We start from the raw sequence: 8,766 nt of genomic DNA on the forward strand, positions 1-8,766 counted from the left end.
ATAACTTCTCCTTATCCTTACAACTTGATTAGGATTGCTATATCACCTGCTCGTTCCTCATCCAGTCCACTCAGCATTCTGCAATTTTCCGGTGTTCAACCTGTATGCTGATGAAGTCAAGCAGGGATAGCGCCATGCCCTACTACAACCAGCCTGAGAAAATTTCTACACTGCTCGAAGCACTCAATCATCAAACCGTCGATCAGCTAAAAGCACTGGCGCAACTGTTGCCAGCTGGTAAAATTCCAACGCGCAAAGCCGAGCTTGTCAGTTACGTGATGGAACGAATGCAAGGCAAATCGCTGAAATTGCTGTGGCAGGAGTGCGATCGCCTGCAACAAGCCACGATCGCTGAAGTGGTGCACAGCTCAAACGATTACTACCAGCCACAGCGATTTGTCAGCAAGTATGGTGCCGAAGCGACTTGGACGAATGGCAATCGCTCATCCTATTATTCGCACAGCAATCCGTCGCTTTTGGGGCTGTTTTTCTACAGTGGCACCCTGCCGCAAGATCTAAAAGCGCAACTGAAAACATTTGTGCCGCTGCCAGAACCGACGCGGATTGAAAGTCTAGAAACGCTGTCACCTATCCTGACGCGAACGCTCGTGGAATATAACTACCGCGATCGCAAGCAGCACTCCACACAAGTAGAATTTCCGTTGAGTATTCGCGAAACTGAAGCCGTTGCGGGACGGGATTTGCAGACGGTTTTGCGGTTAGTAGACTTGGGCAAAGTCTCTATCAGCGACAAAACTTTTTTTCCTACGGGCGCGACCCTGACGACAGTCGCTGAAGTGTTGGAAGAGGGTGACTACTATAGCGATTGCGCCGCCAAGCGATCGCCCGCAGGATGGGATTACAGTTATGACATCGGTGCCATCAAGCCATTTGCCTGGGTGCTGCTGTTGCAGACAGGCAAGCTCGTGGAACTAAGCGGTAAACGCTTGGTTCTCACGAAGACTGGACAAAAAACGCTCAATAATCCACCCGAAAAGACGCTGCAAACGTTATGGAAACAGTGGCTGAAAACAACCAGTCTAGATGAACTGCGGCGAATTGACAGTATCAAAGGTCAAACCGGAAAAGCCAAACGCAGCCTCACTGCCGTCGCTGGACGACGCAGTGTGATTGTGAATGCCCTGAAAGATTGCCCGATCACGCAATGGGTGGCACTGTCCGATTTTTTACGCTACATGATTGCCGCAGGCTATGACTTTGAGGTCAGCCGCAACAGCGAGACACTCTCCATCGAGGGTTACGGTTCGCTCTACGAGGGTAGTTGGCTATTTCTAGAAGCTCGATATCTTCTATGTTTTCTATTTGAGTATGTGGCAACGCTGGGCTTGATTGATGTGGCCTACCTGCATCCGGACGAGGGCTTTTTGATATTACCCAGCAATGATTACTACAGTGATGCCACGCTCAGCCGCTACGATGGACTGGCGTATTTCCGCCTGAATGCCTTCGGTGCGTACTGTTTGGGCTTGAGCGATCGCTACCAGCCTGCGGTTCCCATGCAGAAACAGGTGCTGCGAATTCTGCCCAATTTAGAAGTTGTGGCGGTGAGTGAGTTGTCTCGCGCCGATCGCCTGATGCTCAACAGTTTTCTTGCTTCCGTGTCTGACGTCGTGTGGAAGTTGGATCAGGCCAAGCTGTTGGATGCGATCGCGCAGGGTCGCACTGTGGCGGAACTGCAAGACTGGCTGATTGCCAACAGCGGTGAAGCCTTGCCTCAGCCCGTGGCTCAGTTTCTGGCCGATCTGCAAACCCGCACCACCAGTTTGCAAGATTTGGGTTCTGCCCGATTGATTCGCTGCGCTGACGCTGCGCTTGCCGCCCAAATTGCCAGTGATTCACGTACCAAAGCGTTCTGTTTTATTGCGGATCAGCCGAAAGTGGTGGTTGCGGGACAGGCGTGCTATTTGGTGGTTCCTGCCGAAACAGAAACTAAGTTTCGCAATAGGTTAAAGAAGTTGGGCTACAGTCTGCCAGGGTTGAGCTAAATCATGTCCTACGTTGCTGAAAATGCGCTGATTATTCAAAGCGATCGCTCTGTGTTGCTGGAAGTGCATTCCCCTCGTGCGGATGCGGCTCGTGCGGCGATCGCCCCCTTTGCGGAACTAATTAAAAGCCCTGAACATATCCACACCTATCAGATTTCACCGCTGAGTATCTGGAACGCTCGTGCCGCCGGAATGCTCGTTGCTGACATGATTGCCGCCCTGCGTGACCATGTCAAATATCCCATGCCCGAAGCAGTCGCCCAAGAAATTAGTGCTTTGGGCAGTCGCTATGGTCTGACCGTGATTAAGCGCGACGACGATCGCCTGCTGCTCAAAACTGCTGATGTGCCGCTCGCCGAACTGCTCAGCCGCACTAATGAGGTAGCAAAGTATCTCGCAGACCGCCTGTCCGATCAAGTGTTTGCGGTCCATCCAGGAGATCGCGGGGTTTTGAAGCAGGCGTTGCTGGCGGCAGGCTATCCAGCAGAAGATTTGGCAGGTTATGTCACAGGCGATGCGCTGAAGCTGGCGTTGCGGCCCATCACTACATCCGGTGCGCCGTTTATCCTGCGCGATTATCAAAAAGCAGCGGCAGAAGCTTTTTATCAGGCGGGACGGGCGCAGGGCGGTAGCGGTGTGATTGTGCTGCCCTGCGGAGCCGGAAAAACAATGGTCGGGTTAGCCGCGATCGCTCAGGTGCAGGAAAATATACTGATTCTCACCAGCAGCCTCACCTCCGTTCGCCAGTGGCAGCGCGAGCTACTGGATAAAACGACGCTGCCTCCAGATGCGATCGCCGAATACAGCGGGGAGTCAAAACAGACGGCTCCGATCACGTTAGCGACGTATCAAATCCTGAGCTATCGCGCCAGCAAAGACGGCGAGTTTCCGCACTTTCAACTGTTTAATGCGCGATCGTGGGGCTTGATTATCTATGACGAAGTGCATCTACTGCCTGCCCTCATCTTCCGCATTACGGCTGAACTGCAAGCCCGTCGCCGTCTCGGACTGACCGCCACCCTGATTCGTGAAGATGGCAAAGAAGGAGATGTTTTCGCTCTGATTGGCCCCAAGCGCTACGATGTGCCCTGGCGCGAACTTGAAGGTCAAGGCTTTATTGCAGCAGCGGAATGCACTGAAATTCGCATTCCCCAAACCACAGCCAGACAGATGGAGTATGCAGTTGCTGGCAAGCGCTACCAGTTTCGGATTGTCGCCGAAAATCCGCGTAAACACGAAGTAGTGCGATCGCTGCTACAGAAAGAGCACGGTCATCGCATCTTGATCATTGGGGAATTTTTGGACCAACTGAAGCAGATCGCCACTTTAACTGAGTTACCGCTCGTGACGGGGAAAACGCCCCAAGCAGAACGCGATCGCCGCTATGAGCAGTTCCGATCCGGTGAAATCTCTGGGCTCATTTTGTCTCGGGTCGGCAACTTTGCGCTCGATTTGCCCGATGCTGATGTGCTGATTCAGGTGTCTGGTAAGTACGGCTCCCGGCAGGAAGAGGCCCAGCGGCTCGGTCGAGTCCTGCGTCCTAAGTCGGATAGTCGGAGCGCCCAATTTTACACGCTGGTTTCCTTGCGTACCTGTGAAGAAGAGTTCGCCCGTCATCGGCAGTTGTTTCTGGCTGAGCAGGGCTATAGCTATCACATCGAAATTCTTGCCGAGTGAGGGCGCATTGCCGAAGTTGCGTTCAATGTTGATAAAACGGTCGCTTTCCAGGGTTCAGTTGCAATAAAGCATCAACCAAATCCGCATAGGTGTCGGCAAAGTTGACCCAACTGTAGGCAGACAAACCCGTATAAAAATGGTTATGTCTAGAGCGACTTCGCTGCGATTGTGAGAGACGAGCAATGTAATGAGCCACTCCTCGTTGACGCAGTTTTCGTCCCACCAAGGTTGCAGCTCAATAGGCTAAAGTCAGGACTGGGAGTGTCAATTCAAGGATTGAGAATCGAAGAGTAAGACAGGCAAATATACCTTTAGTAGCTGGTTGATCGATAAACAGTTGATCGTTGTGTTGGCTAAACCATCCAAGGTGTTTCGACACTCAAAGGTTGGATCAATTTGATCAGAGTCTAACTGAGCAGATAGATCCTGGTCGCTTTCCTCTTTATATAGAGGCAGAAACGGGATGAGAGCGTTTTTCAGCGCGTTCTGCTCTTGCTGTAAAAGAATCTCTCGCCATTGAGTATAGGGCAGTTTTTTGAGGGAATAGCCATATGCCTGAATGTTCTCGAAAAACTCTACTTTGCGAATTGGGAAGGGATGTACCAAATGGAAGGCTTTTATGAGTGCCTGCGGCTGTTGAGATAAGTGAACGATCGCTTGACTGACATAATCGACTGGAACAAACGACTGCTGTTCATTTCCTGAATCAGGGAACACTCCCATCTGGATACAGCCTCGAATGAAACTAAATTCAAAATCTTTGCTGTTGCTGAGTCCAGTTTGGCTTGATCCTGCGATCGCACCTGCTCGAAACACAGTTACGGGTAACCCTCTTGATTGAGCGATCCACACTAGCTTTTCGGCAACCCATTTACTTTGGGAATAGCCCAGATCTAAATGGGTTTCATGACCGTCGATCGGCTCATCTTCTCGAATAATGGATGAGTCACTGGAAGGATTGCCAAAGATTGAAACGGTGGAAATGTGATGAACAGGTTTAACTTTGGTTTGACACGCTAGCCTGAGAACTTCTTGAGTTCCCAAAACATTCGGGGCTTTGAGCTGAGTGTAGGGTTTGAAGAAATTGACATCCGCACCGTTATGATAGATCGCATCAATCTGAGCGGCTAATCGATCAAATTCATTGGGTGCAAGACCCAGCAACGGTTGGGCAAGATCTCCCAAAATGGGACTAATACGAGACTGATTGAATGCTGACTGCCACAATTGGTATTTTTCTAATGTGGATTGTACGCGGCTTAACCCTTCAGAAACAGTTGTCGCCCGAACTAAGCAATAGATGTGAGCCTCAGTGCGTTGTAGCAACTCTTGCAGCAAAAACGCGCCTAAAAACCCTGTTGCGCCTGTAAGTAGAATGTGTTGAGGATGAGAGACCTGACTCATCTCAAGTACCTGCACTCTACTGGGTGAAATTTCAGGAGGCAAGATGGCTTCGGCCTCTAAAGCAAGCGTCTGTGTGAGGGATGTGATTCCTTCTTGATCAATTGTTTCGATCAGTTGAGCGAGCCCCGCGATCGTGGGTTGCTCAAACATGCAACGTACTGGTAACTTCACCTGAAGGCTTTCTCGGATAGCAGCAACTAGCTGAGCCGCTAGCAGTGAGTTGCCACCTAATTCAAAAAAATTGTCCTGGATGCTCACCTGTTGCATGCCAAGAAGCTTACTCCAGAGGTCTGCCAACTGTCGTTCTACAACGGTTTGGGGTAGCGCGATCGCGGTTCCTGCCTCAAATCGCTCTTGTTCAGGGGTGGGCAGGGCACGACGATCGATTTTGCCGTTGGCATTGAGCGGCATTGATCGCAGTAATACAAAGCGATCGGGCACCATATAATCCGGTAATTTGTGATTCAAGAAATCTCGTAAATTTCGAGTCACACTGCGCTGTAGCGTTTTGAGGAAGCCTTGAGCCTCAAAAAGGAATTCAACACTGTGCCCCAATAAACGTTGTTGATCTGGAGTGAGATTGAACTTGATTCCGGCTTGATTGCCTTGCTGCCACGCGATCGTTCCTTCCAACTGCTGTTCTTCAGTCGCTCCAGGTAGCTGAAGCCTTAACTGCACTGCGTGACCAGGTTTTCCATCTGCTGAAATTCCCATCAAACAAGTTCCATCAAAGGACAAGTCTACTGTCGTGACTTTAACGGGAGGGAGACCATTCACACTTGTTAAGCACTTGAGTTGCACCGGAAGGCGATCGGGTAAGAGGGTGGTCACTAAGTAGGCAATCAAGCGTTTGCCTCCGAGGGATTCTTGAATGACAACAACCGCTTCTTGAATGTCAGGATGCTGTGCTAGGACGGATTCAATTTCGCCGAGTTCAATGCGAAAGCCGCGCAGCTTCACTTGATGGTCAATGCGACCGAGATAGTCGATCGCACCATCAGGACGGTAGCGGGACAAATCGCCTGTTTTGTATAGGCGGGGAGTGAGGTGGGTTTTCCTATCTTTCCTAAAGGGATCGCAAAGAAAGCGTTCTGCTGTCAATTCGGGACGGTTGAGGTAGCCCCTTGCCACATTCACGCCACCAATGTAGAGTTCGCCCACAATCCCAATCGGCACAGGCTGAAGCTGAGCATCCAACACATGCATCTGCGTGTTGGCGATCGGTCTGCCGATGGGAACTGAGCGCTGATCAGCTTCCGGTTGGCAATGCCAGAAGGTGACATCGACAGCAGCTTCGGTGGGTCCATACAGGTTGTGCAACTGAGCATGGCAGCGCTCAAAGAAACGGGTTTGCAGATCTACTGGAAGCGCTTCGCCACTACACATGACGTGGCGTAACGAGTTACAGCGAGCAACATCTGGTTCTTCTAAGAAGACCCGCAGCATGGAAGGAACAAAGTGCAGGGTGGTAATCTGCTGGTCGGCAATCAACTGCACCAGGTAAGCAGGGTCTTTGTGTCCTTCCGGTCGAGCCACGACCAGACGAGCCCCATTCATCAACGTCCAAAAGAATTCCCACACCGAAACATCAAAGCTGAAGGGCGTTTTTTGCAGGACGCGATCGTCCTTGGTCAACTGATACTCATCCTGCATCCACAGCAAGCGGTTGCAGATACCCCGATGGGTGTTCATCGCGCCTTTAGGTTTACCTGTAGAGCCAGAGGTGTAGATGACATAGGCGAGGTGGTCAGCCGTGACACCGCTCTGCGGATTGTTGGTTGAGCCTTGAGCAAGCTGGTGCCAGTCTGCATCCAGGCAAAGGACAGTGGCTAAATTGGAAGGCAGGCGATCGAGCAGATGAGCTTGCGTCAACAAGATGGGGACTTGAGCATCCTCTAGCATGAACGCCAAGCGCTCTGATGGATAGCTGGGGTCGAAGGGGACATAGACACCGCCTGCTTTGAGAATGCCGAGGAGCCCGATGACCATCTCAAGGGAGCGATCGACGCAAATGCCCACGAGCACGTCTGGTTGCACGCCGAGGGTCTGTAAGTAGTGAGCGAGTTGATTCGCCCGTTGATTCAGTTCCTCATAGGTAAGGTGTTGCCCTTCAAAGCTGACGGCTACTGCATCTGGTGTCCGCTCCACTTGGGTTTCAACCCACTGGTACAGGCAACGCTCCAAAGGATAATCGACCTGAGTTTGATTCCAGGCTTGAAGCTGCTGCTGTTCGGCAAGGCTGAGCAAGGGCAATTCAGAAAGCAATTGATTGGGGTTGGTGATAATCCCATCGATCAATGTTTGAAAATGTCCTGCCATTCGAGCGATCGTGGCGGCATCAAATAAATCTGTGCTGTACTCGATTTCAACTTTAAGAGTGTCGGCTTCTTCCTCCACTGCAAAGCTCAAATCAAATTTAGATGTCGGGCTTTCAATCGGATCAAAACTGAGCATTAAATCAGAAGTTAGGGTCGAAACAGACGCATTCTGGAAGACAAACATCACCTGAAATAGCGGATTTTGACTCAGGCTCCGTTCTGGATGCAGCGCTTCTACCAACTGCTCAAAGGGCAATCCCTGATGGTCATAGGCGTCTAAGGTGACTTGCTGGATTCGCTTCAGCAGTGTTTGAAAATTGGGATTTCCAGTGAGACTGGTGCGAAGCACAAGGGTATTCACAAAGAAACCAATCAGACCTTCAATTTCAACGCGATCGCGGTTGGCAATGGGTGAACCGACAAGAATATCCTCTTGCCCTGTATAACGGTACAGCAACGTTTTGAACGCGGCTAAGAGGATCATAAACAGGGTTACCCCTTCCCGCTGGGCAACAATTTTGAGGGCGGCGAGTTGGCGATCGCCGATTACAAAGGAGTGGGTTGCACCGCGAAACGTTTGAATTGCTGGACGAGGGCGATCGGTCGGCAGTTCCAGAATGGGTAGATGACCCCCAAGCTGTTGTGTCCAGTAGTTAAGTAGCTTAGTCTGCACATCTCCCTGAAGCCAATCACGCTGCCACTGAGCGAAGTCAGCATACTGAATCGAGAGTTCTGGCAGTGGTGAGCGTTGGCCTTGAGAAAACGCCGCATACAGATCAGATAGTTCCTGAAACAGCACGTTGAACGACCACAGATCGGAGACGATATGGTGCATGGTCAGCAACAGCACATGCTCAGTAGCAGATAGATGCAACAGAGTTGTTCGCATCAAGGGGCCAGTGCTGAGGTCAAATGGCTGTTGTGCGTCTGCTGCGGCGAGGCGTTGTACTTCTATTTGGCGATCGCCTTCCGGCAAGTGCTGTAACTCAACCACTGGAAGTTGCCAGGGCACTGTCGGCGCAATAACCTGGACGGGTTCATTATCAACTGTGGCAAAAGTTGTTCGGAGGCTCTCATGCCGCTGCACAATCTCGTCAACACTCTTTTCCAGTGCTGCGACATCCAGTGTTCCTTGTAGTCGTACCACCAGCGGCAAGTTGTAGAGCGAACGATCGGGAATCAGTTGATCCAAAAACCACAATCGTTGTTGAGCGAAGGACATGGGAAAGATGAGAACCTCGTCTTCCAATTGGTCGTCTTTCAAATCTTCTTCAATGTGAGGATCGTGATTCACGTCAAATAGCATGCTCATGCTCCTGATACCGCCTAAAAAGTGATGGTTCGAGATCGTCCGACCAGTG

The 8,766-nt window shown here is 51.0% G+C and carries 4 protein-coding genes; 2 read left to right on the top strand and 2 right to left on the bottom strand.

Annotated features, from left to right (window positions below):
• Positions 1-134 precede the first annotated feature (134 nt).
• On the top strand, positions 135-2,006 hold the full coding sequence (locus H6F90_RS01120; RefSeq protein ID WP_190549472.1) for a helicase-associated domain-containing protein: 1,872 nt from the start codon (positions 135-137) through the stop codon (positions 2,004-2,006).
• Between the two features lie 3 nt (positions 2,007-2,009).
• A complete protein-coding gene (locus H6F90_RS01125) occupies positions 2,010-3,683 on the top strand; it encodes a DNA repair helicase XPB (RefSeq protein WP_190549475.1) in 1,674 nt (557 codons plus the stop codon).
• 22 nt (positions 3,684-3,705) lie between these two features.
• Here H6F90_RS01125 and H6F90_RS01130 read toward each other — a convergent pair whose 3' ends face one another.
• Together H6F90_RS01130 and H6F90_RS01135 are read right to left on the bottom strand one after the other, a co-directional pair.
• Positions 3,706-3,909: a hypothetical protein gene (locus tag H6F90_RS01130; protein WP_206756142.1), complete on the bottom strand. Its 204-nt coding sequence runs from the start codon at positions 3,907-3,909 to the stop codon at positions 3,706-3,708.
• 38 nt (positions 3,910-3,947) lie between these two features.
• Positions 3,948-8,711 carry a non-ribosomal peptide synthetase gene (locus H6F90_RS01135; RefSeq protein WP_242024268.1) on the bottom strand — a complete coding sequence of 1,588 codons (4,764 nt, stop codon included), beginning with the start codon at positions 8,709-8,711 and terminating at the stop codon, positions 3,948-3,950.
• Positions 8,712-8,766 lie beyond the last annotated feature (55 nt).

The organism is Trichocoleus sp. FACHB-591, from assembly GCF_014695845.1.
GTDB lineage: Bacteria > Cyanobacteriota > Cyanobacteriia > FACHB-46 > FACHB-46 > Trichocoleus.

Coding starts and splice junctions, on each gene's coding strand:
- H6F90_RS01135 (WP_242024268.1), bottom strand. CDS start 8,711: ATGCTATTTGACGTGAATCACGATCCTCACATTGAAGAAGATTTGAAA.
- H6F90_RS01120 (WP_190549472.1), top strand. CDS start 135: ATGCCCTACTACAACCAGCCTGAGAAAATTTCTACACTGCTCGAAGCA.
- H6F90_RS01125 (WP_190549475.1), top strand. CDS start 2,010: ATGTCCTACGTTGCTGAAAATGCGCTGATTATTCAAAGCGATCGCTCT.